This window comes from Streptomyces sp. NPDC004647 (assembly GCF_040609575.1).
Taxonomy (GTDB): Bacteria; Actinomycetota; Actinomycetes; order Streptomycetales; family Streptomycetaceae; genus Streptomyces.
In genome coordinates, this window is sequence record NZ_JBEXKU010000018.1 from 42,447 (window position 1) to 68,589 (window position 26,143).

Sequence of the window (26,143 nt, forward strand, 5' to 3'; positions counted from 1 at the left end):
ACTTGAACTCGACATTACCGACCGCAGGAGCTCGGATACCGGCTCTGAACTGCGACGATTCATAGACTACATGTCCGCGATGGGGAGTTGAGGCCGTTGCTGTAGCTCGTCCTGGTGGTCTCGTGCCGGAGCCCCGGACGCTGTTGGCGCCCGGGGCGGGCTTGCGGTGAACATCATCGAGTAGTACTGACCAGCCGTTGGCCGTTCTGCTAGCCTGCCTGCCATTCAATTCTGATCCGCCGACACAGTGCGACCAATCGGGGGAGCGGTTTGGGATCCGGGGCTGGGGACATGGAGCTGGCGCAGGCCGTTCAGGTTCTGCGCGACGAGCTGATGAGCGCCGCCGCGCAGGGCGTCGGCAGTGAAGTGGCGTTCCAAGTGGGTCCGATCCAGATGGAGTTCGCCGTCGAGCTGCGCAAGGACGCCCGTGCACGCGGCGGGATTAAGGCGTTCGTCGTCGCAGCGGAGACCGAGGGCGCGGTGAGCCGGACGCGCACCCATCGGATCTCCCTCACCCTTGAGCCTCGGCAGGCGGCGACCGGCGATCCGCTGCTGATCGCGGCGGACGACGAGGGCGACGCCACCGGTCTGACCGGGGCGGGTGCGCCGTGACGGGCGGCCGCGGGACCGGGCCCGAGCACGAAAGGGTCGCCGCCGTCCTCAGTGGCCGTAGTGGCAGTGGCTATCTCCTCGCCGCCCGGCTGGTCCTCACCGCCGCCCATGTCGTGAGCGGCGAGAACGCGCCGCGGGCCGTGGCCGTGCGCGGCAGCGGAACCCAGCGCTGCCAGGTGGTGTGGTTACGGCAGGACGACGAGTGTGACGCCGCCCTGCTGCTCGCCGAGCGGGACCTCGTCCCCCCACAGACGGCGGCCCGTATGGGCCCGGTGCGCTGGGCCAGGCTTTCGGGCGGGTATCCCCTCGCGGACTGCCAGGTGATGGGGTTCCCCCGGGCCGCGCGGCAGGACAACCGATTGGACACCGAGCACATCGAGTGTGCGCTGCGTCCCGGATCGGGGCTGGTGCGCGGCCGGTACGTGCTGGACATCCGGGACGTGTCGCCCGAGCTGGCGCACGGCGGGTCGCCGTGGGAGGGCATGTCGGGCGCCGCGCTGTTCGCGTACGGGTATCTGCTGGGCCTCGTCACCGAGGCGCCGCGCAACTGGCGCCACCAGCGGCTTGAGGCCGTCAAATGCAGGACTTTGCTCGACGATCCGGGGTTCGTGTCCGCGCTCGCCCGGCACGGCGGCGGCGCCCCCGTCGCGGAAGAGCTGTCGGCCGACACCCGGCACCGCACTCCTCTCGCCCTGGCCGGTACCCTGCACTCCACCCCGCGCGACCTCGCCGCCACCATACGAGACAACTGGACGGCCGCCCGCCGCCAATTCTTCGATGTCATGGGCACACCCGGTGAGCCCTCCGAGGGCTGGCGCACCCTGCTCGCCTGGCTGCGTCAGTTCGACGACCCCGCCACCGACGACGTGGAGGGCCGCCTGGAGCTGGTCGACCGCCGACTGACGAGCGCCGAGCTCACGTCCGACCTCAAGCTGCTTCACTTGCTGCGCTGGCTCGAACCCGAGGGGACACCGGTCTGGCGCGGCACGCCCGTCACCACCGAGTCGCTCTCGGAGGCGTGCCGCAACGGCCGCCTCGACGACGACACCGGAGCCGACGCGGACCTCTACCGGGACCTCTGCGCGGGCGGTCTGCTGGACGCGCTGGCCGGCTTCACCCGGTTGTGCGAACTGAACGGCGTCCAGCAGGCGTGGGACGAAGTCTGGGCGAGCTGGCGGCAGCTGGCGGCGCAGGCCCCCAACATGCCCCAGCAGTTCCGCGAGTCGGCGGAAAGCACCGCGCACGGACTGCTGCTCGCCGCCCTGCTGCCCGGCCCCGAGGCCACGGCCTGGCTGAGCGTGGCCCGCGACCGCGTCACACCGCCCGCCGAGGGCGCCGTCGACTGGTACGACTGGCTGCGTGCGCGGGAGCCTGGTCCGGATACCCCGATCGGGATCCTGCTGCGCACCGACTACGCCCTGTTCGCCGGCGTACAGGCGCAGGAGCAGAACAAACAGGCCGCCCGCGACTGGGAGAGCCAACGCATACAGGAAGCCTACGACTCCGCCGCCGCCCACCGCGACCAGCAGTGGGCCGCCTACGAGGCCCGGCGCCTGTCGGCCGCTTCCCGGCTGGGCGCGGTCGCGCGTATGGCGCTCTGGTTCGTGCCCTGGACTGCGGCCACCCTGTGCGTCCCGTGGCTCCTATGGGGCTGGACGCATCCGGATTACGCCGGGACGATCACCTGGCAGTTGGCGACGCTGGCTGCGACGGTCTTCGTGTCCCGGGTGCAGGCCGTGCTGCGGCTCGGCGGTGCGTATCGCCCGCCTCTGCGAAGCCCCCGCGAGATCTTCCGACTCGATCGTGAAGACGTGTTCAACGGTGTCGTGTTCAGCGGCGTGACGAGACTGCTGCTCGTCCTGGGATACGTGGGCCTCATGGGGGTGTTCCTGCACGACATCGGCTTCGTCGCGGCGACCATAGCCTTCGTCCTGATCCTGGGGACGCTCTTCCGGTTCGTCCGCCTCGGGGTCGTCTACGACTGGGACGGTGAGCACCGCCGAGGGCGGCAGGACTACGAGTCCCGGCGGCCGCCCGGCCCTGGCGGCGTCCCCCGCCACATTGCCCAGGGCGTGCGGTCCGGGTCTCCGCGGGAACGTGCCGAGGCGTACCGCGCCCTCACCGAGCAGTTCATCGGCCTCCCCGACCCGGGGAAAACCGACGATCCCGATCGCCACGACCCTCCCGAGCCTCCCGGCAGGCATCGGCGCGGGCGCTGATGCGATCGCAGCCATCGATCCGCTTGAGGATACCTTCCGATAATCAACGCCCCCAGGTCGCCGACTCGGCGCAGCCCCAAGGGAGTTGACAGGTGAAACACCGCTCGTACGGTGGGACGGTTAACAGCGCTGTTCGGCGCGGCGGCGCGCTGCTGATGACACGTGCGGCGGGCAACGGATGGTATTGGCGGTGGTCTCGTCGCAGTCGTCGAGGAACCGCTCGAGTTCGCGCAGCGCTTGACGAGGTTCGCCGCGCGCTGGGCGTCGAGCGTGCTCTGGCGAGGCAGTGTGGGGCCGTTGGTGTCTACCGTCGGCGGTCGATATTCGGCACGTCCGTCCATGGCCGGCCGGTCACCACGAGAGGACAGCATGGGCATCCGCCTCAACGGCATCGTCATCGACACCACTGACCTCGACCTGCTCGCCCGGTTCTGGATCGGGCTGCTCGAACTGGAGATCACCCGCCGTGAGGATGACTGGATCAGCCTTGGCCCCGACCTCGCTCTCCAACTGGTCCCTGAGCCCAAGACCGTGAAGAACCGGATCCATTTCGATCTGATCGCCGATGACTTCGCCAAGGCCGTCGCCCGCGCCGCCGAACTGGGCGCCACAGCGGTCGGGGAGATGCATGAGGACCTCTGGCAGGTCTGGCAGGACCCGGAAGGCAACGAGTTCTGCATCTGCCTGTCGTGACCAGCAAACGATGGTCGGGAACTGGATTCGGCTCCGTCGGCTGGAGCAGTGCCGAAGGGACCTGCACGACCCGGCCCTGTGTGCCCGACCGGTGAGCGCGATCGCCGTCCGCTGGGGATTCCGTGACGCGGCACACTTCAGCCGTACGTTCCGGGCTACCTACGGAGTCCCTCCTGGCGAGTACCGAGCGGCGGCCATCGCCGGGGTCACGCTGTGAGCGGTGAACTCCAGCACACCTTCATCGGGTCCCGGTACCAGCGTGCCGTATCCCTTCTGGAGTTGTCGACGGTGATGCCTTCGACCAGGACGATGACCAGCTCACCTGTGTGAGCAGTTCAATCACCGTCCAGTGGATGTCCAGTCCTGCCGCATAGCTTGTGGTCGCTGGCTGATGGTTCGCCAAGTGGATCACGCCGCAATCCCTTTACCACGCCACACGCTCACCGGGAGGAACAACCCATGAAAGCTAGGATCAAGAAGAGGATGGCCGCGGCCGTCGCGGGCGCGACCGCCGTGGCGGCACTCGTTGTGGGAACCCCGAGCACCAGCTACGCCGCGCCCCCGAGCCTGCGGGCATTCGGGATCTCGAGTGACGGCACGTTAATGGCCACGTTCACCACCGACAGACCTCAGGTGCTCGACTGGTTCCGGCTCATCACCGGGCTCAGCGGCGACACCGCCCTGATCGGGATCGACTACCGCGTGCAGGACGGCCTGATGTACGGCGTCGGCAACAAGGGCGGCATCTACACGATCAAGACCCCGCCCGCGACACCGGACGTGGTGGTCACCAAGGTCTCCCAGCTCAGTGTCGCGCTGTACGGCACGAACTTCGGGGTCGACTTCAACCCCGCGGCCGACCGGCTGCGTGTGATCAGCGACAATGGCCAGAACCTGCGGCACAACCTCGCCGACCACTCCACGATCGAGGACACCATCCTGACCACCCCGCCCATCAGCGGGCCGACCAGGGGCGTCACTGCCGCCGGCTACACGAACAACGACCTGGACCCGAACACCGCGACCACGCTGTTCGACATCAACACGACCCTGGACCAGGTCGCCATCCAGTCACCGGCCAACAACGGCACGCTGGCCCCGACCGGCAACCTCAGCCTGGATGCCGGCGCCAACGCGGGCTTCGACATCTACACCGACCTGACCAACGGCAGGGCGACCTCGTTCTCGGCCTTCGCCACGCTCACTCGGGCGGGCGCCTCGACGTCGACGCTCTACACCGTCGACGTGCTCACCGGGTCCCCGGTCAGCGTGGGGCAGTTCCCGGTGGCCATCACCGACATAGCCATCGCACTCGACACGAACTGACACCCCCGATCAGTAACGGTGAGCCCGCCCCACAGTCACCCCCGGCGGGCTCACGGGTCGCAAGGGCCTGGCGGGCGCGCTCGGCGCCCGCGCGGGCGCGGGCCAACTGGTCGTGCTCGTCGGTGCCGGCCGCGACCGTCGCGGCGGTGGAGTGGTGGACGAGTGCCTCGTCGTAGTGGCCGCCGCCGTGGAGTGCCTCGGCGAGGCCGTTGAGGGCGGAGGCCTCGCCGTAGCGTTCCCCGTTCTCACGGAACAGTTCGAGGGCGTGCCGATGGTGATCGGCCGCGCTCTCGAACGCCCTCTGCTCCAGCCTGATGTCGCCGAGGCCGGACAGCGCGTACGCCTCGCCGCCGTGGTGTCCGAGGAGCCGGAAGAGAGCGAGGGCCTGCCGCTGGTGGTCGGCCGCCTCCTCGTACCGGCCCAGCCGCAGGAGGGCGTTGCCGAGGTGGGAGAGGGTGCGCGCGCGGCCGATCCGGTCACCGGTCAGGTCGTGGAGGGCGAGGGCCTGCCGCTGGTGGTCGGCCGCCTGCTCGCACTGGCCAAGGCGCAGGCAGACGTTGCCGAGGTTGGTCAGTGTGCGTGCCTGGCCCACCTGGTCCCCGGTCTCCCGGTAGAGGGTGAGGGCTTGTTGATGGTCGCGTGCGGCGTCGCGGAGGCGGCCCAGCCGCCAGTGGAGATTACCGAGGTTGGACAGGGTTCTGGCCTCCCCCGTGCGGTCCTCCGTCCGGCGGTGCAGTTCCAGGGCTCGTACGAGGTGGTCCGCGGCCGATCCGGCGTCGGCGAGCCGCCAGTGCACGACACCGAGGTTGGTCAGTGCGTGGGCCTGTCCCCTCAGGTCACCGGTCGTCTCGGCGGCGCGCAGGGCGTGGCGGTGGATCTCCAGGGCCTCGGTGTGGTGACCAGCGTCGAGGTGGCGGAAGAGGAGGGCGGCCAGGCGTACGGCGTGCCCGGGGCTGCCGCGGTCCGCGGCCACCGCGCAGATGGCGGCCAGGGTGGGGCGCTCGGTGTCCAGCCAGGCCCGTGCCGCGTCCGGGTCGTCGGCGATCGGAGGGGCGTACGCCGGTGGCGCGACAGTGGGTCTGTGGTGCCGCTCGGCGGGGTAGAGGGCGTCCATGGCGGCGGCGGCCGTGCTCAGGTAGTGGTCGAAGAGGCGGGTCAGCGCGGCCTGCCGGTCGGCCTCGGAGTCATGCGTACGGGCCAGGCGGTACGCGTAGGCGCGCAGCAGGTCGTGCGTGCCGAACCGGCCGGGCCGGGCGGGCTGCAGGAGGTGGGCGCGGGCCAGCAGCGCTAGCGTCCTGGCGGCCCGGTCCGGGCCGTCACCGATGGCGGCCGCCCGCTCCTCGCCCGGCGCGTGGCTCGGCACCTCGTGCGGTGCGTGGCCCGGCTGCTCCTCGCTCGGCGCGTGGGCCAGTCCCTCGCCCGGTTCCTCGCGCGGTGTGTGGGCCGTCCCCTTGCCCGGCGTGTAACCCGGCCCCTCGCCCGACCCCGGCGTGTCGCCCGGCGCGTCGCCCAGCAGGGCGGCGACGGCGTGGGCGTCGGCCTCCGGCCCGGGGTGCAGGCTCAGCAGGCGGAAGGTGCGGGCGGCGGGGGCGGGAAGATGCTGGTACGACCAGGAGAACACCGCCTCCACCGCCGCGCGTGGGTCGCCGCCCGCGTCCAGAAGATCCAGTCGCCGCTGCAGGTCGGCCAGCTCCGTCACCAGGTCCGCCAGCGGCAACGGCAGGCGGGCGACGGCGAGTTCGGCCGCGACCCGGAGCGCCAGCGGGAGCCGTACACACTGGTCGGCCAGGGCGGCGGCCGGCCCCGGCTCGATGTCGACCCGCGCGCCGACGAGCGTCCGTAACAGGGCGACCGCGTCGGGCAGCGGGAGCGGGCCCAGGCCGATGCGGCGGGCGCCGTGCAGGGCCACCAGGCCGGACAGGCTGTCCCGGCTGGTGACCACGACCGCGCAGGACGGCGAGCCGGGCAGCAGTGGGCGGACTTGCTCCTCGGACAGGGCGTTGTCCAGGACCACCAGCATCCGCCGGTCGGCCATCTCGGTCCGGTACCGGCTCGCGCGGTCGTCGACGTCGAGCGGGATCGCGTCACCGGCCACCCCGAGGACGGTGAGGAACCGGGTGAGGGCGTCACCGGGCGGCATGGGGTGGTCCGGATCGTAGCCGCGCAGGTTGACGTAGAGCTGGCCGTCGGAAAACCGGTGCCGCGTGCGGTGCGCCCAGTGGACGGTCAGCGCGGTCTTGCCCACCCCGGCCGTGCCGGAGACCACCGAGACGGCCATCGCCGTCGGACTTCCGCCCGTCCTGCTCAACAGCCGGTCGAGGGCCGACAGTTCCGTGTCCCGGCCGGAGAAGTCGGGCACGTCCGCGGGTAATTGCGCGGGGAGCGCCCCGGCGACGTCCACCGGGACCGGGCCGGAGACCGCGTCCCAGTCGGAGACATGCCCGTGGCCTTGGCCATGGTCGGGGGCCGGAGCGCGAGGACGCCCCGTGCGGCGGCGCAGCACGGCCGCATAGGCCTCGGACAGTTCAGGGCCGGGGTCGACACCGAGCTCATCGGCCAGTCGGCGGTGGCTTCGCCGGTAGACGGCGACCGCCTGGTCGCGTCGGCCGACGGTCTCGTACGCCCGGATGAGCCGGGCCTGGGCGTCCTCATCCAAGGGCTGCGCGGCTGCGGCCTCCTCCAGGACGGGGAGCACGTCGGCGCTCTTTCCCGCCGCGATCATGGCTTCGCCGTACTGGGCGATCACGCCACGACGCTCCCCGGCCAGTGCGACGAGCATCGGGTGGGCGGAAAGGAACGGCAGGTCGGCGAGGGGCGGTTGCTGCCACAGCCCGAGCGCGTCGGCCAGCAGCGCCGCGGCACGCTCCTGGCCGCCGTCCCGCCGTGCGGTCTCCGCCGCGGCGACCAGGCCCCGGAAGCGCAGCAGATCGATGGCGCCGTACGGAACGCGCAGCGCGTAGCCGTCGCCGAGCCGGGGCAGCACCGCGCTGGGGGCGCGAGGCTGCCGCCCGGGCTCCAACAGTCGGCGCAGGTGCTTGATGTGGGTCTGGATGACGTTTGCCGCGGTCGCCGGTGGCCGTTCGCCCCACAGGGCGTCCGCGAGTCCGGAGTACGGCAGTTGCTGTCCACGGGACACGGCCAGCAGGGCGAGGATCGCGCGGCGCTGGGGCGAGCCGAGGGCGAGGCGTGTGCCGTCCCGCCAGGCGCAGACCGGCCCGAGTACCTGAACGCGCATGAGCTCCCCCGCCCCGCCGTTTTACAATTCCCTCACCTTTCCCTTTCTCTATCGCCATCAGAGGTATATCCGGAAGGCTTATTCCGGCCCACTGCGGCACTGCGGCACTGCGGCTCACCTCCGCTCGCGCGGAGAGCATGCTTCGAATTCCCCGCTAGGAGCGTGTCTCAGTAACCGGCAACCCGCCTGCGGTTCGTGATCATTGGTGCGGGATCATCACGGTATGCATGGTGGCGATGGGCACACCGCCCACGGCCAGTACCTGTACATGCTGGACGGCAATGCCTACAACAACGCTTCGCCATGAGGAAGCCCGTACCGCAGGGAAGTTCCAGCGGCTTCGGACCCGCTCCCCACGATGGTCCTGTACGGCTTCCCGGGCCCCGACATCTGTGCCCGGGAAGCCGTACAGGACCAGCTCGTAGACCCGGAAGCGCTGGTCAGAGCGTGTGGGAGCCAGCAGGCTCGAGATCATGAACCGCCAGACTCCGGCATCACTTCCCACCGGCCAACGTCCCCTCGACGAGCGCTCGTTCGCGATGCAGTTCACATCGACTCCGCGCGGCGCGCGGCTCGCGCGCCGCCTGGTCTCGCACCGGCTCCACGCGTGGGGCCACCCGTACGCATCGGACACCAACCACACCCTGACGCTGATCGCCGCCGAGCTGGTGGCCAACGCGGTGCGCCACGGGCACGTACCCGGCCGGGACTTCCTGCTGCGCCTCGCCATGACCGCGTCGGTCCTCCGTATCGAGGTGAGTGACACCCGCACGGAGAGGGTCGTCCCGCCCACGGCTCCCGCGGTCCCCTCCCCGGACGCCGAGTCGGGCCGCGGTCTCCTTCTCGTCTCCCAACTCGCCACCGTCTGGGCTGTCACCGCCCGCAAGGGCGCCCCGGGAAAGACGGTCTGGGCGGAGATCGCCCTGGTCTGACCGCCCCTTTCGGCCGGCCCCCTCCCGGCTGCCGGGTGCGCGCTACCGGGTGAGCGATTCCAGACCGCCGCGGTTGCGGTCCCCGTCCACACCGTCTCGTCGGCGTGGACCTACCACTCCTGGAATCTGGCCACGCCCCCCGCCCGCACCTCGATCTCGTAGCGGCCGTCGGTCTCGCCGTCGTTGTAGATGTTCGGAACCTGGAACGTTCGCTTCTGCGGCTCGGGCACCTCCTGGCCGCCGTCGCCCCGGCGCGGCTCGCCCTCACCCTGCGCGCCCTCACCCGGCTGCGCGCCCTCGGAAACCCACGGACCGGGATCGTCGGACGGCGGTCCGTCGGACGGCGGTCCGTCGGGCTGCCCGGCGGGCGTGAACGGGAGCAGCGGTGGGGAGTCGTCGTTGACCAGCAGCGAGGAGGCGAGGATCAATCCGCCCACGGCGCTCACCCCGAGCACACCGGCGGCACGTGTCTCCCGCCTGTCCGTGAGGCGCCGCAACCCTCTGCGCGGGGCGGCCCTGTGGCGCCCGCCGGCCTTCGGGGGTGCCGGAGGCGGACCGGCGAGGGGCGGCGGGCCGACCGGCGGGTCTGCCGCTCCCGCCCACAGCGGATGCCCCGCCCCGGAGGGCGTGGCGTTCTCCGGCTGCGCGCTGCGCGCCCACAGCGGCTCCACCACCTCCGCCGGCGGCGCGGGGTACAGAAGTCCCGGCCCCCCTCGCACCTCTCCCGCGGCCGGTTCGCCGCGGGAACGCCAGGACGCGGGCGGAATTCCATCCCAGTCCTGCTCGTCGAACGCGCGGAGGTCGGCGCGTGCGGCGTCCAGGGCGTCCAGCACAGCCTGGAAGGAGTCCATGATCTCTTGCGCGCCGGCGGGACCTGAACCGGGCACGCGCTGCAGTTCGGTGTCGTCGACTCTCACCGGCAGTCCTCTCAACCAACGTCCATAGGTGGCCGGGGCGGGTCGGGGACACCGCCCGGGTCGAGTGTGTTGTCAGGCGATACGCAGCCCGAGCGGCCCTGACTCATTCCGCCCGCTGCGAATCGGCACACATCTCGGTTCTTCGCGCCGGGCGCCATGCCACGGCCTTCGCGCCGGCCGCCAGGCGTAACGAGGCGCGAGGGCCGAGATCGGCGCCGTGGCGGCTGAGTTGGGCGGTGCACTCTTCGCGGACACTGCGCACGAATCGTTCCGCGTAGGCGTTCGCTGCGGGAAGGCGGGAGGGGTCTTCACCACCTGTACGGCTTCGGGGGTGAAGACCATGTCGAAGGCTCCGGGTCGCCAGGTGAGCCAACCCCTTCCCTGCGGCAGATGCATATACCACAGCGGCACTCATGCTTCCTGGCAATCGGCTACGAGACCTTGGGATGCCCTACACTTAGGTTTCCCTAAGTTCGCGATCATCAAGATCCCCCGCCACGTCGAAATGGATGCGATGTCAGCTGCCACAATCAGCAGCCCAAGACGCGTTCTGGTCAGCCGCCGCATCGGCTGGACGGCCGCGGCCGTAGTCGCGCTGCTGCTTGCGGTGCTGCTCAGCCTTGCCGTCGGCGCCCGCCAGATCGCCCCGAGTGAAGTCTTCGATGCCTTGCTGTACGGCGGCACGAGCGAAGCTGCCGAAGTCGTACGGTCAATGCGGGTGCCCCGGACCGTCGTCGGCCTGATGGTCGGCGCGGGCCTGGCCCTGGCGGGCACGGTGATGCAGGGCATCGCCCGCAATCCCATCGCCGACCCCGGTGTCCTCGGCATCAGCCAGGGCGCGGCGGCGGGCGTGGTGCTGGCCATCGCGTTTGCCGGGGTGCACACGCTCTCCGGCTATGTGTGGTTCGCCTTCCTCGGAGCCGGAGTTGCGTCGGTGGCCGTCTATGCCGTCGCCTCCAGCGGGCGTGGCGGGGCGAGCCCCGTGAAGCTGGCCCTGGCCGGCGCAGCCATCAACGCGCTGCTCATCTCCGTCATCCAGGGGATCTTGACGACCGACGCCGCCACGCTGGACGAGTTCCGCTTCTGGCAGGTCGGCTCGATCGCCGGGCGGGACGCGGTGGTGGCCGGTCAGATCTGGCCGTTCCTCGTGGTGGGCGCGGTCCTGGCGCTGTCGGTGGCACGGGGTCTTGACGCCCTGGCGCTGGGCGAGGACGTCGCCAAGGGGCTCGGGCAGAACGTGGCGACCGTACGGATCGTAGGCGGCATCGGCGCGACGGTGCTCACGGGCGTGGGGGTCTCGGCCGCCGGGCCGATCGCGTTCGTGGGCCTTGCGGTGCCGCACATCGCGCGCGCGATCGTGGGCACTGATCACCGGTGGGTGCTGCCGATGGCGGCGCTGCTCGGCCCGGTCATGCTGCTCGTGTCGGATGTCATCGGCCGGATCGTCTTCCCGCCGGGCGAGGTGCCCGCGGGTGTGATGACAGCCCTGATCGGCGTGCCGTTCCTGATCGCCATGGTCCGCCGCAAGGCGGTGAGCGCATGACGACCTCTCTTATCGGGCGCCCGGCGGCCGTACGCCCCGCCGGGTACGCGCTCGTCAGGCGTGGACGTGGATCCTTCCTCGTCCATCGGCGCGCGGCAGTCGTCGGCGGTGCCCTCGCCGTGCTGACCGCGGCCGTGTGCGTCGCGTACCTCTGCCTCGGCGAGACCTCCGTCGCGCCGGCCGACGTCCTGAACGTGCTGGCCGGCCGGCCGTCGTGGGCCGAATTCATCGTGAGCGAGCTGCGGCTGCCGCGGCTGGCCCTCGGGTTGATGGTCGGTGCCGCCTTCGGGGTCGGGGGCGCACTGATCCAGACCGTCGCCCGCAACCCGCTCGCCAGCCCCGACATCATCGGTGTCTCCCAGGGCGCAAGCGCCCTGACCATCGGCGCGCTGACTTTCGGCGTCGGCTCGTTCAGCGTGCTGCCGTACTTCTCGGTCGCGGGCGGGGTGGCCGCCGCCGTTCTCGTCTATCTCTTCGCGTGGCGCGGCGGGCTGCACGCGGCGCGGTTCGTGCTCATCGGCATCGGTATCGCCATCGCATTGCGGTCCGTCATCCACCTTTTCATCACCAAGGGCGAGTATCTGGTCGCCCATCAGGCGCAGGTGTGGCTGACCGGCTCGCTCAACGGGCGTGGTTGGGACGAGGCCGCACCGCTCGGCTGGACGCTGCTCGCCCTGGTGCCCTGTGTGGTCTGGGCCGCACGGGCACAGCGCAGCGCCGCCTTCGACGACGACACCGCCACCGCGCTGGGCGTACCGCTGCAGCGGACCCGGCTCGGGCTGGCGCTGCTGGGCGTCTTCCTCGCGTCGGTGGCGACGGGTGCGGCCGGCCCGGTGGACTTCGTGGCGCTGCTCGCCCCGCAGATCGCCCGCCGGCTGACGCGCACGGCGCAGATCCCGCTGCTGTGCTCGGCGCTGCTCGGCGCGCTGATCGTGGTGGCCGCCGACTTGCCGGCGCGCCTGCTGTTCGCGCCGGTCGAGCTGCCCGTGGGTGTGCTGACCGCCGCCGTCGGTGCGCCGTATCTGATCTGGCTGATTGTCCGCAGCCGTACTGGAGGAAAAGCGTGACCGAGAGCAGGCTCACAGCCCGCGACCTGACCCTGGCCTACGACGAGCGCACGGTCGTGGAGGACCTCGACCTGGACATCCCGCACGGCCAGGTCACCGTCATCGTCGGCCCCAACGCCTGCGGCAAGTCCACGCTGCTGCGCGCACTCGGACGGCTGCTCAGGCCCCGGCGCGGCTCGGTGCTTCTGGACGGTACGGAGCTGGGCCGCATACCCACCCGCACGATCGCGCAGTCCATCGGACTGCTTCCACAGACCCCGGTCGCGCCGGAGGCGATCACGGTCGCCGATCTCGTCTCGCGCGGCCGCCAGCCGCACCAGCGCTGGTGGCAGCAGTGGTCGGAGGAGGACGAGCGTGCGGTCACTGACGCCATGGACCGCACCGATGTGACGGCCCTCGCCGAGCGGCCCGTCGACGAGCTGTCCGGCGGTCAGCGGCAGCGCGTGTGGATCGCCATGGCGCTCGCCCAGGAGACCGATGTGCTCCTCCTGGACGAGCCCACCACCTATCTGGACATCTCCCACCAGGTGGAGGTGCTGGACCTGGTGCGGCAGCTCAATCGCGAGCGTGGCCGGACGGTCGTCGCGGTGCTGCACGACCTCAACCAGGCGGCGCGGTACGCCGACCATCTGGTGGCGATGAAGGCGGGGCGGATCGTTGCCCAGGGATGCCCCTCGCAGATCGTCACGGTGGATCTGGTACGCGACGTCTTCGGCCTCGAAGCGGTCGTCGTGCCGGACCCGGTGACCGGCAGCCCGCTTGTCGTCCCCGGCAGCCCGTGGCGGGCGGACGCCCCCGCCACTGCCGTCGCAGCGGCAGAGGCCGGCTGAACTCTTCGACCGGCTGGTTCGGTGTACCACCACTTCGTCGTCGCCAGATCGGTCGAGTGAAACCTCAGGGTGGTCGGTCCTCGCACCATGTGCTCCCTGCATCACCACGCATACGTGTGCGCGCAGTCCGGGGAATCGGGGTCGTGGGCACGGTGCCGATTCGGGGAGTGGCAGGCACGGGCCCCTGGGCCGATGCGCCGTGTGCCGCGAACCGGCGCCGGTTCGGCGCTCCGTGAGCCAGCCCCCGTCGTCGTAGTCCGAGTTGTGATCCGGACCGGCCTTGCCCCCCAACTCTGCATAAGGTTAGCTTTACCTAAGTTCACCCCCCGCGCTGAGCCGTGCACCCGTAAGAAAGGCCTCCATTCATGTCCCCATCCCTCAGTCGTCGCGCCGCAGCCGTTGGTGTCGTTGCCGTGCTCGCCGTCACCGCCACCGCGTGCGGGTCCGGCAAGGACGACGCGAAGGCATCCGCCGAAGGTGGAACGCACGCCGTGACGACGGCCATGGGCAAGGTGAACGTGCCCGAGAAGCCCAAGCGCGTGGTGGTGCTGGACACCGACGCCCTCGACTCGGCCATCACCCTCGGCGTCAAGCCGGTCGGTTCCGTCACGGCCGAGGCCGGCGCGCCGATGTCCACCTACCTCCCCAAGGACCAGATCAAGGGCATCAAGGAGGTCGGGCTGATCGCCGAGCCCAACCTGGAGGCAATCAGCGGTCTGAAGCCGGACCTGATCCTGAGCAGCAAGGAGCGCGACGAGAAGAGCTACAAGGAGCTGTCGAAGATCGCGCCGACCGTCTTCACCGAGACGACCGGCCCCACCTGGCGGGAGAACTTCGAGCTGCACGCCGACGCGCTCGGCAAGAAGGACGAGGCGAAGAAGGTCGTCGCCGACTACGAGTCGCATGTGAAGGAGCTGACCGCCGCGCTCGGTGGCGCGGAGAAGGCGAAGAAGACCAAGGTCGGCTTCGTCCGCTTCGTCGAAGGCGCGGACACCCGCCTGTACATGAACGACACGTTCGTCGGCAGCATGCTCAAGGACCTGAAGGCCGGCCGCCCCGCCAACGTGGACAAGACCGGCTTCTCCCTGGACGTCAGCCCGGAGCGGATCGACGAGGGCAACTCCGACGTCATCTTCTACTCCACCTACGGTGACCCGAAGAAGGCCAAGGAGACCAGCATCACCGGCGGCAGCCTGTGGAAGAAGCTGGACGCCGTGAAGAACGACAAGGCGTTCAAGGTCGACGACAACCTGTGGATGCTCGGCATCGGCTACACCGGAGCCGACCAGATCCTCGACGAGATGGAGAAGAACCTCAAGTAACGGCGGTATGGGAGCGCACGACTGCGGCCCAGGCCACGGATGTTCCGTGGCCTGGGCCGCAGTCGTATCAGGCAGGCCCCCGAACCGCAGGAAGAACTCGGGACTTCACAGGCGTTCGAAGCCGCGGACCCGCTCCCAGTCCGTGACCGCCGTCTCGAAGGCGGCCAGTTCAGTACGGGCGGCCTGCGCGTAGTGGCCGACGACCGCCTCGCCGAAGACCTTGGCCGCGATCTCGCTGGTCTCCCACCGGTGCAGAGCCTCGGTGAGCGTGGTGGGCAGCCGCGGCACCGACGGATCGGCCAGGGCGTTGGCCGTGTGCGGCTCCGTGAGCGGGAGGCGGTTCTCGATGCCGTACAGCCCGGCGGCCACTGCGGCGGCGACGGCGAGGTACGGATTGGCGTCCCCGCCGGGCACCCGGTGCTCGATGCGCAGGGAGTGGCCGGAGCCCACGACGCGCACCGGGCAGGTCCGGTTGTCGCGGCCCCAGGTGATGCCGGTGGGGGCGAACGAGCCCGGCCGGAGGCGCTTGTACGAGTTGATGTTCGGCGCCATCAGCAGCGCGAAGTCGGCGAGGCAGGCGAGCTGGCCTGCCACGAAGTGGCGCATCAGCTCGGACATGCCGTCCTCCGCCGCCGGATCGGCCAGCGCCGCCGAGCCGTCCGTGCCGCGCAGCGACAGGTGGATGTGGCAGGAGTTGCCCTCGCCCTCGTCGAACTTGGGCATGAAGGTGAGCGCGACGCCCTCCTGCGCGGCGATCTGCTTGGCGCCGTTCTTGAAGACGACGTGGTTGTCGCAGGTGACCATCGCCTCGTCGTAGCGGAAGACGATTTCGTACTGGCCGGCGTGGCACTCGGCGCGGGCGGTCTCCATGGTGAGCCCGGCGCGCACCATCTCCCGGCGGATGCGGCGCACCACCGGCTCGATCTCGGCGAGCCCCTGGAGGGAGTAGTCGACGTTGTAGGCGGTGGTCGTCTCCAGGCCGTGGTAGCGGCGGTCCCAGGCATCCCGGTACGACTCGCGGAAGACGAGGAACTCCAGCTCGGTGCCGGTGAACGCGGCCAGTCCGCGCTCGGCGAGGCGGTCGAGCTGGGTGCGCAGCACCTGGCGCGGTGCCACCTCGACCGGTTCGCCGCCCGGCCATACGGCGTCGGCGAGGACGAGCGAGGTCCCCGGGTCCCAGGGGAGGGTCCGCAGCGTGGCCGGGTCGGGGCGGAGGACGAAGTCGCCGAAGCCGACGTTCCAGGCGTCGATGGCGTAGCCGGGTCCGGTTCCCATCTCGACGTCGGAGGCGAGGAGGTAGACGCAGGCGCCGAAGCCCTGTTCGGCCGCCTCGTCCAGGAAGTACGGGACGGACAGCCGACTGCCCTGGAGCCGCCCCTGGAGGTCCGGGACGCCGACGATCACTTCCTCGACGCGTCCGGCGTCGGCGTCGGCGCGCAGCCGTTCATACGGCGAGGTGTTCGGTGACGTACTCATATCTGCTCCTGGGGGACGGCGGCGGTGGCGAGGGGGTTGGAGAGGGTGCCGTGGACGACGTCGAAGCCCTCGTCCTTCTCGGCGCGGTCGTGGAAGCCGCCGCCGAGCAGCTGTTCACGGTTGAGCGCCACCCGGTCGAACTCCGGGGCGAGCAGGCCGAAGTCCTCGAAGCGCTCGGCCAGCTCGGGGAAGCGGGCGTGGTAGCGCTCGATCTCCGCGCGGACCATGGCCCAGAACTCCTCCTCCGGCACGCCGAGATGCTCGGCGGCCAGCGGGGCGAAGAACCGGAAGTGGCCCGCGAAGATCGCGCTGAGCAGCGAGTGGGCGAGCTCGCCGGCGGGCCAGCGCAGCAGCAGCGCGTCGGCGCGCTCGGAGAGGGCGGCGTACTCCGGGTGGCTGCCGGGCAGCAGGTTGACGTCCTCGGCGAAGTCCTTGACGGCGATGCCGATGGGGGTGTCGGCGGCGTCGTAGAGGACGACGGTGTTCTCGCCGTGCGGGCAGTACGCCACGCCGTACCGGTAGAGGTAGTGCAGCAGGCCGGGCAGCAGGGCGCGGAAGAACTGGTCCAGCCAGGCGCGGGGCTCGAGCCCGGACCTGTCGACCAGCTCGCTGACCAGGGCGCGACCGTCCGAGCCGACCTTGAGCAGTGCGGCCATGGTGCGGGCCTGCTCACCTTCGCGGAGCAGTGCCGCGACCGGCTCGCGCCAGACCGCGCCGAGGAGTTCGTGGTAGCGGTACGGGGCGTCCTTCACGGACTCGTACAGCGGGTGGTGCACGGCTACGCCCGCCACCTCGCCGAGCGGATGGAAGCGCAGTTCGTCGCGGAGGTGCGGGTCCGCGTCGCGGACGGTGTGCAGCCAGGCGCTCACATCGGGCGCGGCCTCGATCGGCTCGGTCGACAGGCCGCGCCAGACGAGGGTGTTACGGATGAACAGCGGCACCTTCACATTGCGGCGCTGCGGATGGTCCAGGTTGGCCAGGGTGCGGATGGACTGCAGCGGCCGGTAGCGGTCCGGGCCCTCGCCGAGCAGCACGATCCGGCCGTCGGCGAGATAGGGGGCGAAGAGGGTTGCGACGGCCTCGTCCCAGTGGAAGGGATGCACGGGCAGCCAGCAGAAGTCGGCGGTGTCGTAACCGGTTTCGGCACACGCCTCCTGAAGGGTGGCCGCGAACTGCTTGCGGGTGTCCTCGTCCAACTCCTCGGCCAGGAGGGTTTCGGCGTCCAGGCCGGGGACGCCGGAGTAGGAGGCGAGGCCGGTGTGGACGCCGGCCCAGAGCAGGTGCACCGAACCCGCCGCCTCGGGGGCGTAGGCGGCGGCGTCGGCGGCGGAGAAGCCCAGCCGTCCCTTGTTGAGCAGCATGCACGGGTGGCCGTCCTGATGGGCCTCGAGGTCGAGGTGGTCCAGGTCGGCGAGGTCGGCGGCGGGCAGGCCGCGGGCGATGACCTCGGCCTCGGCCCGCCGGGTGGCGGTGAGTTCGCGCAGCACCTCGGCGGTGGTGGGGCCGTCCCAGCCGAGGACTGGGCGGGCGTCGAGCAGCAGCCGCTCGGGCCCGGCCTCGTCATCGGCGGAGGCGGGGTGACGCCGCAGGGTGCCGGGTACGAGCCGCCAGGTGCCGAAGGTGCCGCGCGCGGCCCGGAAGGTCCAGTGGACCCCGTCGGCGAGGTCCAGTCGGTACGCGTCGGGGGCACTGGCCGACGGGTCGGGCTCGGGGACGAGCAACTCCTCGTAGGCGAACTCCGCTACGGCCTTGACGAGCAGCCGTCGGCCCGCCTGCGCCCAGGCCTCACGTGCGGTGCGGTTCATCGGTGATTCTCCTCGGAGTACGCGGGGGAGCCGTGGGAGGCGGGTGCGGTCAGGGCAGGCGTGGGGCCGTCGTCGGATTCCGGGGCAGCCGAGACCGGCCCGGCCTGCCGCGGGATGGCAGGTTCCGCCGCTCCGGCCTCCGGCCCGACGGAGCCGGAGGCGGCCGATGCCGGGGCGGCCTCGCTCCGGGTGCGCTTCAGGGCCAGGACGACGGCGCACACCTGTACGGCCGCGGCGACGGCCAGCGGCAGCGCCAGGTCGTGGGAGACCGCGGCCGTGGCGGCCAGCGGCGCGGCGAGCAGACCGGCGGAACGGGCGGTCTCCACGGCGGTGAACGCCGGGCCCTTCGTACCGGTCGCGCGGAACATCCGCAGCTCGACGGCGACCTGGCCGAGGCCGAGACCGATGCCGTACAGCAGTCGGCTGCCGACCAGCCCGGGCAGTGAGTCGGCCAGCCACGTCCAGGCGAGCCCGGCCGTGCCCACGGCCAGGGCCAGCGGCAGCAACCGGTCACCGAGCAGGTCGTGGCAGCGGCGCACCGCGGGCAGCACGGCCAGCGCGGAGACGCTCGGCAGGAAGAACAGCACCGCGGACCCGACCGAGCCGCTGCCGAGGCTGTCGGCGAACTCGGTGAAGAAGGGGCGTGCCACGTTGACCGAGAAGTCGAACGCGACCCCGATCAGGGCGGCGTAGGCCAGCATCATGAACCACGGGAGGCGGCTCGCCGAACGCGCACCCCGGGCAGCCGCGACGGTCTCGGCACGCACCGCGTCCGACGTGCCGTCGGTGTCCTGGACGTCGTCGTCGACCGCGGAGCCTTCGGCCTTCAGGTCCGGGCGCCGGCCCAGGATGCGATAGGTGAGCACGGCCAGGAGGGTGTCCAGGACCGCGAACGCCGAGATGCCGATGCGCGGCTCCGGCAGGGCGAGCACCCCGGCTCCCACCATCGTCGAGACCACGACCGACAGGTGGAAGACGATCACGAGTGAGCAGATTGCGGACAGCCGGCCTTGTACACCCTCCGATTCGTCGCCGTGCTCGGCGATGAACGCCGGGTAGGCCAGCAGCAGTGCGCTGTTGGTCGCCACGATGAGCGTCGACAGCACCGTGTACGCGGCATAGCTGGGTGCCAGGCCGAGGAGCAGATCGAGAACGGCGGACCCGCACAGCCCGGCCAGCACCAGCTTGTGCAGCGGCCAACGCCGGGCCGCCAGCCCCCACAGCGGGAGGGCGGCGAGCCCGGCAATGCGGCAGATCCAGATGTACAGCCCTGTCGCCTCCGGATCCTCGATCCCGTACAGCCGCTCGAACAGCTGAGGGAGGAACGGCGTCAGAGCGGTCTCGGCGACCAGGTGGAGGCCGATCACGGATATCAGCACCGTCTTGGCGTGGCGCGTCGAGCCGCCCGGGGCCGACGGGCCGGCCTTCTCGGCGACGCTCATCGTGGTATCCCCGCCGGGGAGGTGACAGCTGCGGGCGGGACGGCTGCGGCGGGCTCGGTGGACGCGGGCGCCTGCGGTGTTCCGAAGGTGGTGAAAGCCTGCCGCGAGGCCACGGGCAGCACGGTGCGTCCGGCGGCGGCGTTGAGGATGGTCGCGGCGCGCCAGGCGCCGAGGGTGAGATCGGGGGCGCTCACGCCGTGTGTGTGCAGCTCGGCGTTCTGGACGTAGAGCGTGCCGGAGACGCGGGGGTCGAGCGCGACCCGGTAGTCCCCGTCGATCTGGTAGCGGCCCCGGTCGTCCCAGTCGACCAGGCCGGCCATCGCGTCCAGGAAGGCGGGGCGGGAGGCCGCGTAGCCGGTGGCGGCGACGACGGCGGAGGTCCGGATCTCGAAGAGCGACTCCTGCTGCTGATGCCGGCAGGTGAGCAGGTAGCCGTCGCCGTCGGCCGCGGCCGCGACGATCTCCACGCCCGGCTGCAGGGCGGCGCGCGGCTCACCGCCGCCGATGGTGCGCTCGTACAGCTCGTCGTGGATGTCGCCCAGCGTCTCCTCGCTCACGCCCTTGTAGAGCTGCCACTGCTCGCGCACCAGCCGCTCACGCGTGGCCTCGGGGAGGTGGCGGAAGTAGCGGATGTAGTCCGGGGTGAAGTGCTCCAGGCCGATCTTCGAGTACTCCATCGGCGCGAAGGCTGTGGTACGGGCCAGCCAGCGGACGTACGGACCGCCCTCGCCGTCGCCGTCCTGGTGGCGGAGCAGGTCGAGCGCGACCTCGGCGCCGGACTGCCCCGAGCCGATGACCGTGACGTCGTCGGCGGCGGCGAGCCTCGCCTGGTGGGTGCGGTAGTCGGCGCTGTGGAGGATGCGGCCGGCGTGGGTGTCGGTCAGAAGCGAGCGCAGCGGCTCGGGGACGACCGGGTCGGTGCCCACGCCGAGCACGACCTGGCGGGCCAGGACACGGCTTTCGGCGCCGGCGGCGGAGCGGTACACGACGGCGAAGGCGTCCGCTCCCTCGTCCCACTCCAGCGCGGTGACTTGGGCGTCGAAGCGGCAGGAGGACAGACGCTCGGCGACCCAGCGGCAGTAATGGTCGTACTCACGGCGCGGGATGTGGAAGCGCTCGGAGAAGAAGAACTTGAACATCCGCTCGTGGGAGCGGAGGTAGTTCAGGTAGGACCACGGGCTGGTCGGGTCGGCCATGGTGACCAGGTCGGCGAGGAACGGCACCTGCAGGGTCGTTCCCTCCATCAGCAGGCCGGGGTGCCAGGAGAAGGCCGGCTTGGCGTCGAGGAAGAGGGAGCGGAAGCCGGGGACGCCGTCGGCCAGGGCGGCCAGGGACAGGTTGAACGGGCCGATTCCGACGCCGACCAGGTCGTAGGGAAGGTTCTGGTCCGGGGAAGTCGAGGGGGCGGTCACCGCTGTGCCTCCGTGATGGCGTTGGGGAGATCGATGTAGACGGACTGGGTGTGGACGTCGCCGACGAGTTCGTCGAGACCGTCCACGCAGGTCAGGTAGTTGCCCTTGCAGCGCAGCGCGGGCGCGTCGAGCAGCAGGTCCAGCAGGCCCTTGGCGGCGGGCTCGGCCGTGCGCAGCCGCTCCAGTGCGCCGCGCAGCACGCGCAGCAGGTCGCCCTCGTCGGCCAGTCCGAGCGCGCCGAAGGCTCCGACGAGACCGAGGAGGTTGTTGATGCCGAGGTAGTAGGCCACCCGCTCGTCGACGAAGGCGTCGTCGAAGACCAGCTCGATGCCTTGCGTCGCGCCCGGCAGCAGCCGCTCCACCTCGGCGGTGCGGGAAGCGGCCAGGTAGTAGCCCTGGCTGTCCCGGTACCAGCCCGCGCGGGGCAGTCCGTGAGCGTTGAGGGCGACGAGGGTGTTCTGGTGGTGCGGCTCCAGGGCGATTCCGTACCGCGCCTGAAGGCGGATCAGGGGAATGACCAGCACGTCCAGATAGCGGGCGAGCCAGCGCTCCGACGCCTCGGCCAGACAGACACCGAGCGCGCGGGCGGCGCGATCGACGGCCGCGCACAGCAGGGCGCGGTGCCGGGGCGGGGTGCCGTCGCCCGGGCCGGTGCGCTCGGCCAGCAGACCGGCCACGCACAGCCCTTCGGGCTCGCCGGTACCGCCGCCCCGGAAGGGGTTGTCGCGGATGGCGGTCTCCAGACCCGTCTCCGGCCCGTCGGCGCCGACCGAGACCCAGGCGAAGTCGCGCAGGATGCCGAACTCGGGGTGCTCGGCGCGGAGCCAGTCCCCGGGGCCCGCGGCCAGCAGCTGCGCGGCCCGTACGCCGAGGCGCATCTCGCTGCGCAGGTTGTTCCGCCGGGAGTTGGTGATCCGCATGCCGAGGGACAGCTTCAGCATCACCTCGGCGTCCGGCCGCTGCACGGTCCGCACGGAGGAGGTGGGGTGCCAGTCCGGTCCGGCCGCGCCGAGCGGGCGCAGCAGCCCGGCGTCGATGAGCGCGGCGACCTCGGGACGGTCCAGCACCTCGCGGGCCTGCCAGGGGTGGGCGGGCACCGGGACCATGCCGTCGGGCAGGTCCAGCCGGGCGGCGAGCGGACGCAGCAGCTCGGCCGGGGAACGGCCGTCCGCGCTCTCGCCGACGACGACGTCGGGGTGCGCGGCGAACCAGTGCAGCGGGAAGGAGCCGCGCAGCTCGGGCGAGTACGCGTCCAGCTCGGTGTCGGATGCCTCCTCGCGGCTCTTGGGCGCCGGGTGGAACGGGTGCCCCAGCAGCAGCGCCTGCTCGCTGTCGAGGAACGGCGTCGGGCCCTGGGCGTCCTCGCCTTCGGCGCGTCGGCGTGCGATGTGCGTGGCGGTGCGCCGGGCGGAGTTCAGCACCCGGGCGGCGGCGTCGCCGCCGTGGTGCGGGAGCACACCGCGGCCCAGCGTGGTCTCCCGGATGAGCGCCGCCGCCACCAGCGCCGCGTCGGCCGGGAGGCGGCCGTCGTCCCCGGCGGTGACCAGCCGGGGCGTGCCGAAGCGGTGCCAGCCGGTGGCCGACCGGTACCGCACGGGCACCCACAAGGTCAGCTGACTGGCCGGCAGATTCAGCAGGAGGCCCTGGCCGGTCGCCGGGACCTCGGTGCCGGTCTCGCGTACGTACGCGCGCAGCAGCGTCTCCATCGCCGCCGCGTCGCCCGCGCGGAGCGCGTCCGGGTCGTCGAGCGGGTCGGGGCCGACGGCGGGCGCCGACGGTGGGGCCGCAGGCGTTGCGGCTGCGGGGATGTGTCCGGACCTCTCCGCGGACGTGCCCGCGACGGCGCCACCCGCGAGCACCGCGACATCTCCGGACTGCTCTCCCGCAGGCGCCACGGCAGCGGCAGCGTCCCCCCGGGCGGCTTGCCCGGATGGCTGCCCGGCGGGAGACGGCGATACGGCGCCTTCCCGGCGTGCGGCGGAGCTTGCGGCCGATCCCTCTACGGGCGGCAGCGCCGCCTCTGTCTGCCGGTCGTCGGTGGGCCGGTTCACAGGGCGTCCTCCTCGGCCTGGCCCGCCGCGGCGACCGCGTGGAGCAGCCGCTCGACCTCGGCAGCGGTGGTGTGCGGGTTGAGCAGGGTGAGCTTGAGGCGCACCCGGCCCGGGCCCTCGCCCGGGAGTTCGGTGCGGCCGACGACCGCCCGCCCCTCGCGCAGCAGTCGGCGCCGCAGCGCCGCGTTCACCCGGTCGATGTGCGCGGGCTCGGCGTCCTCGGGCAGATAGCGGAACAGAAATGCCGTCAGGACGGGGTCGGCGTGCAGTTCCAGCCGCGGGTGTGCGCGTACCGCCTGCGCACCGCTGCGCGCCAGCGCGTGGCAGGTGTCGACCAGGCGGCCCAGCCCTTCGCGGCCCAGCGTGCGCAGCGTGACGGCGATCTTGAACGCGTCGGCGCGGCGCGTGGTGCGCAACGAGAGGCCGAGCAGGCTGGGGTAGCCGGCCTCCTCGTCGTCCTGCGGGTTGAGGTACACCGCCCGCCGGGCGAGGGAGGCGTACGTCTCCGCCCGCCGGACCAGGAAGACGCCCGCGGCGACCGGCTGCCACCCCAGCTTGTGCCAGTCCAGGGAGACCGAGTCGGCCAGCGCGATGCCGTCCACCAGGTGGGCGAGTTCGTCGGAGAGCAGGGCGCCGCCGCCGTAGGCGGCGTCCACGTGCAGCCAGGCGCCGTATTCGGCGGCCAGCGCCGCGCAGGTGCGCAGCGGATCGACCGCACCGGTGTCGGTGGTGCCGGCGGTGGCCACGACGGCCACCGGCAACTCACCGCGCTCGACGCAGTCACGGAGGGCGGCGGCCAGCGCATCCGGCTTCATCCGCAGCTCGTGGTCGACCGCGACGGGCACGACCGCGTCCTCGCCGAGGCCGAGGAGGGCAGCCGACCGCTGCACCGAGAAGTGCGCGGTGGCGGAGGCGAAGATCCGCGGGCGTGGCCCGGCGCCTGGGGCTCCCCCCGCCGAAGGCAGGGGGAGCACACCGCTCAGCTCGACCTGACGCTCCGCTGTCCGGCCGAGCACCCGGTCGCGGGCGAGCATCAGGCCCATGAGGTTGGACTCGGTGCCGCCGGAGGTGATCACTCCGGTTGCCTCGGCCGGGTCGTAGCCCACCAGCTGCGCCAACTCCTGCAACAGCAGGGTCTCCAGGGCGGTAGCGGCGGGTGCCTGGTCCCAGGAGTCCTGGGAGGGGTTGAGCGCGGACACCGCCAGGTCGGCGGCGACGGCGACGGCCAGCGGCGGGCAGTGCAGATGCGCGGCGCAGGAGGGGTCGGCCGGGTCGGCGCTGCCGTGCGCCAGCAGTTCGGTCAGATGGTGCAGCGCGTCGTCACCGTCCGCCTCGGCGAACACCCGAGCGACCTCCGTGGCCAGCTCCTCGGGCGTCCCGGCGGGAAGCGGACCGCCGCGCCGCACAGCGCCCTTGGCGAGGGCCTCCAGCACGGCGTGCAGCAGGGGCTCGAGCGCGCCGGGTCCGCCCGGCCCGCCGGACAGCGCGGTCTTCCGGTTGCCGAACTCCGACGATGCGGCACTGCGCAGCAGTCCGGCCCACTCCTCATCGAGGGGGTCGGCTCCTGGGGAGGCGGGGTCCGGGGCGAGGCTCAAGCCCCCTCGGGCACGAGTGCCGTCGGCCTGCGGGGTACGCCTGCTGCGCATGCTCGCGACGTTGCGGACTGTTCCTTCCGGCGCGGCCTCTGTGTCGTACACATCCGGGGCAGCGCCGGAGCCGTCCGACGCGGGAGCGCTCGTGCCGTCGGTCACCCCGGACACACCGGTGGCCGACCGCAGTTCGTGGATCTTGCCCGTCATGCCTGCACTCCCGTGAACTGCGGTGCACTCACCGCGGCGATGGCGTCGGTCAGCCGGTCCAGCACCGTTTCGGCCTGCTCATCGGTGATGACCAGCGGCGGCAGGAGCCGGACGGTCGAGTCGTAGCGACCGCCCAACTCCACGATGAGGCCGCGCTCCAGGCAGGCGGCGCGCACCTGCGCGGCCAGCTGCGGGGCGACCGGCCGGGCGCCGCATGCGTCGGGCTCGGCCTCCGGGTCGACGAGCTCGACGCCGATCATCAGGCCGCGGCCGCGGACATCGCCGATCGCGGGGAGTTCGGTTCGCAGGCCCTCCAGCCGCGCCGTCATCCGGGCGCCGACGGTGGCTGCCCGCTCGGCCAAGCCCTCCTTGTCGACGTACCGCAGGGTGGCGGTGCCGGTGGCCATGGCCAGGGTGTTGCCGCGGAAGGTGCCCGTGTGGGCCCCGGGCAGCCAGCCGTCGTAGTCCTCGTGGTAGACGAGCACCGCGAGCGGCAGGCTGCCGCCGATCGCCTTGGACATCACCATCGCGTCCGGCACGATCCCGCTGTGCTCCACGGCCCAGAAGGCGCCGGTGCGCCCGACGCCGGTCTGCACCTCGTCGACGATCAGCGGGATCTCCCGCTCCGCAGTGATGCGGCGCATCTCGCGCAGCCAGGTGTCCGGGGCGGGTACCGCTCCGCCCTCGCCCTGCACTGCTTCGAGGATCATCGCGGCGGGCGGCACGACTCCGCCGTTCGGGTCGTCGAGCAGCCGCCCGGTGTACGAGGCCGACAGCTGTGCGCCGCGCTCCCCGCCGACGCCGAACGGGCAGCGGTAGGAGTACGGGTACGGCAGCCGGGTCACATCCGCGGCGATCCCTGGCACCGGCGTCTTCGTCCCGACACCGCCGGAAGCGGCCAGGGCACCCGCGGTCATGCCGTGGTACGCGCCGGTGAAGGCGAGCAGCCCGTGCCGCCCGGTGGCGGTCTGCATCAGCTTGAACGCGGCCTCCACCGCGTCCGTCCCGGCGGGCCCGCAGAAGTGGATACGGGCCTTGTCGGCGAAGCCGCTGGGCAGGGTGGCGAACAGCGCGTCGGTGAACTCGTCCTTCTCCGGGGTCGCCAGGTCCAGGACGTGCAGCGGGGCCCCGCTGCTGACGGTCCGCTGAATGGCCTCCAACACGACGGGGTGGTTGTGGCCGAGGGCCAGGGTGCCGGCGCCGGAAAGGCAGTCGAGGTAGCTGCGGCCGTCGGTGCCCTCGACCGTCATGCCCTGGGCACGGGCCGGGACGATCGGGAACGAGCGGGCGTACGTACGTGCCGAAGATTCCCGGGCGCGCTGACGCTCCAGGATGGCGTCCCCTCTGTTCGCGGCCTGTCCGGTGTCAGGGAGGTCGGTGGGGTGCACAGTCATGACTTACGGCTCCAGATGCTGAGGAGAGGGGGCGAACGGGCGCCGACGGCGGATGTAAGGGCTGGTGC

The 26,143-nt window shown here is 71.8% G+C and carries 19 protein-coding genes; 10 read left to right on the forward strand and 9 right to left on the reverse strand.

The window, feature by feature from the left end; all coding sequences use genetic code 11:
- Nucleotides 1–291 precede the first annotated feature (291 nt).
- The 5 genes from ABZW18_RS10725 (at nucleotide 292) to ABZW18_RS10745 (ending at nucleotide 4,850) form a co-directional block, all read left to right on the forward strand.
- Nucleotides 292–612, forward strand: coding sequence for a trypco2 family protein (locus tag ABZW18_RS10725; RefSeq protein ID WP_356185049.1), 321 nt, complete (start codon nucleotides 292–294; stop codon nucleotides 610–612).
- Entirely contained in the window at nucleotides 609–2,831 is a 2,223-nt protein-coding gene (locus tag ABZW18_RS10730; protein WP_356185052.1) for a serine protease, read from the forward strand. Before ABZW18_RS10725 ends, ABZW18_RS10730 begins: the two co-directional genes overlap by 4 nt.
- 369 nt (nucleotides 2,832–3,200) lie before the next feature.
- Nucleotides 3,201–3,524, forward strand: coding sequence for a VOC family protein (locus tag ABZW18_RS10735; protein ID WP_356185055.1), 324 nt, complete (start codon nucleotides 3,201–3,203; stop codon nucleotides 3,522–3,524).
- Nucleotides 3,525–3,534: 10 nt separating this feature from the next.
- The gene (locus tag ABZW18_RS10740) at nucleotides 3,535–3,741 is read left to right on the forward strand and encodes a helix-turn-helix transcriptional regulator (protein WP_356185058.1); all 207 of its coding nucleotides are present in this window, start codon (nucleotides 3,535–3,537) and stop codon (nucleotides 3,739–3,741) included.
- Between the two features lie 242 nt (nucleotides 3,742–3,983).
- A complete protein-coding gene (locus ABZW18_RS10745) occupies nucleotides 3,984–4,850 on the forward strand; it encodes a DUF4394 domain-containing protein (RefSeq protein WP_356185061.1) in 867 nt (288 codons plus the stop codon).
- Here ABZW18_RS10745 and ABZW18_RS10750 read toward each other — a convergent pair.
- Nucleotides 4,816–8,085: a tetratricopeptide repeat protein gene (locus ABZW18_RS10750; RefSeq protein WP_356185064.1), complete on the reverse strand. Its 3,270-nt coding sequence runs from the start codon at nucleotides 8,083–8,085 to the stop codon at nucleotides 4,816–4,818. The genes ABZW18_RS10745 and ABZW18_RS10750 overlap by 35 nt on opposite strands.
- Nucleotides 8,086–8,558: 473 nt before the next feature.
- Between ABZW18_RS10750 and ABZW18_RS10755 the strand changes: the two genes are divergently transcribed.
- Nucleotides 8,559–9,017 carry an ATP-binding protein gene (locus tag ABZW18_RS10755; protein ID WP_356185067.1) on the forward strand — a complete coding sequence of 153 codons (459 nt, stop codon included), beginning with the start codon at nucleotides 8,559–8,561 and terminating at the stop codon, nucleotides 9,015–9,017.
- Between the two features lie 110 nt (nucleotides 9,018–9,127).
- Here the strand turns inward: ABZW18_RS10755 and ABZW18_RS10760 are convergent, their stop codons facing one another.
- On the reverse strand, nucleotides 9,128–9,934 hold the full coding sequence (locus ABZW18_RS10760) for a hypothetical protein (protein WP_356185069.1): 807 nt from the start codon (nucleotides 9,932–9,934) through the stop codon (nucleotides 9,128–9,130).
- Between the two features lie 514 nt (nucleotides 9,935–10,448).
- Between ABZW18_RS10760 and ABZW18_RS10765 the strand changes: the two genes are divergently transcribed.
- The 4 genes from ABZW18_RS10765 (at nucleotide 10,449) to ABZW18_RS10780 (ending at nucleotide 14,696) form a co-directional block, all read left to right on the forward strand.
- Nucleotides 10,449–11,477: an iron ABC transporter permease gene (locus tag ABZW18_RS10765; RefSeq protein WP_356185071.1), complete on the forward strand. Its 1,029-nt coding sequence runs from the start codon at nucleotides 10,449–10,451 to the stop codon at nucleotides 11,475–11,477.
- Nucleotides 11,474–12,544: an iron chelate uptake ABC transporter family permease subunit gene (locus tag ABZW18_RS10770; RefSeq protein ID WP_356185074.1), complete on the forward strand. Its 1,071-nt coding sequence runs from the start codon at nucleotides 11,474–11,476 to the stop codon at nucleotides 12,542–12,544. Before ABZW18_RS10765 ends, ABZW18_RS10770 begins: the two co-directional genes overlap by 4 nt.
- The gene (locus ABZW18_RS10775; RefSeq protein ID WP_356185077.1) at nucleotides 12,541–13,374 is read left to right on the forward strand and encodes an ABC transporter ATP-binding protein; all 834 of its coding nucleotides are present in this window, start codon (nucleotides 12,541–12,543) and stop codon (nucleotides 13,372–13,374) included. Before ABZW18_RS10770 ends, ABZW18_RS10775 begins: the two co-directional genes overlap by 4 nt.
- A 365-nt stretch (nucleotides 13,375–13,739) precedes the next feature.
- A complete protein-coding gene (locus ABZW18_RS10780; protein ID WP_356185079.1) occupies nucleotides 13,740–14,696 on the forward strand; it encodes an iron-siderophore ABC transporter substrate-binding protein in 957 nt (318 codons plus the stop codon).
- 105 nt (nucleotides 14,697–14,801) lie between these two features.
- On the opposite strand, the gene ABZW18_RS10785 is transcribed toward ABZW18_RS10780, so the two are convergent.
- Genes ABZW18_RS10785 through ABZW18_RS10815 form a run of 7 tightly spaced genes read right to left on the reverse strand, consistent with a single transcriptional unit; the run spans nucleotide 14,802 to nucleotide 26,075 of the window.
- On the reverse strand, nucleotides 14,802–16,172 hold the full coding sequence (locus ABZW18_RS10785) for a glutamine synthetase family protein (protein WP_356185082.1): 1,371 nt from the start codon (nucleotides 16,170–16,172) through the stop codon (nucleotides 14,802–14,804).
- Nucleotides 16,169–17,977 carry an IucA/IucC family protein gene (locus ABZW18_RS10790; RefSeq protein ID WP_356185085.1) on the reverse strand — a complete coding sequence of 603 codons (1,809 nt, stop codon included), beginning with the start codon at nucleotides 17,975–17,977 and terminating at the stop codon, nucleotides 16,169–16,171. The genes ABZW18_RS10785 and ABZW18_RS10790 overlap by 4 nt, the downstream gene beginning before the upstream one ends.
- On the reverse strand, nucleotides 17,974–19,419 hold the full coding sequence (locus ABZW18_RS10795) for an MFS transporter (RefSeq protein ID WP_356185088.1): 1,446 nt from the start codon (nucleotides 19,417–19,419) through the stop codon (nucleotides 17,974–17,976). Before ABZW18_RS10795 ends, ABZW18_RS10790 begins: the two co-directional genes overlap by 4 nt.
- Entirely contained in the window at nucleotides 19,416–20,831 is a 1,416-nt protein-coding gene (locus tag ABZW18_RS10800; RefSeq protein ID WP_356185091.1) for a SidA/IucD/PvdA family monooxygenase, read from the reverse strand. The genes ABZW18_RS10795 and ABZW18_RS10800 overlap by 4 nt, the downstream gene beginning before the upstream one ends.
- Nucleotides 20,828–22,882, reverse strand: coding sequence for an IucA/IucC family protein (locus ABZW18_RS10805; protein ID WP_356185094.1), 2,055 nt, complete (start codon nucleotides 22,880–22,882; stop codon nucleotides 20,828–20,830). The genes ABZW18_RS10800 and ABZW18_RS10805 overlap by 4 nt, the downstream gene beginning before the upstream one ends.
- Complete coding sequence (locus ABZW18_RS10810; RefSeq protein ID WP_356185097.1) at nucleotides 22,879–24,681, reverse strand: pyridoxal-dependent decarboxylase; 1,803 nt, start codon at nucleotides 24,679–24,681, stop codon at nucleotides 22,879–22,881. Before ABZW18_RS10810 ends, ABZW18_RS10805 begins: the two co-directional genes overlap by 4 nt.
- Entirely contained in the window at nucleotides 24,678–26,075 is a 1,398-nt protein-coding gene (locus tag ABZW18_RS10815) for a diaminobutyrate--2-oxoglutarate transaminase (RefSeq protein ID WP_356185099.1), read from the reverse strand. Before ABZW18_RS10815 ends, ABZW18_RS10810 begins: the two co-directional genes overlap by 4 nt.
- Between the last annotated feature and the right edge of the window lie 68 nt (nucleotides 26,076–26,143).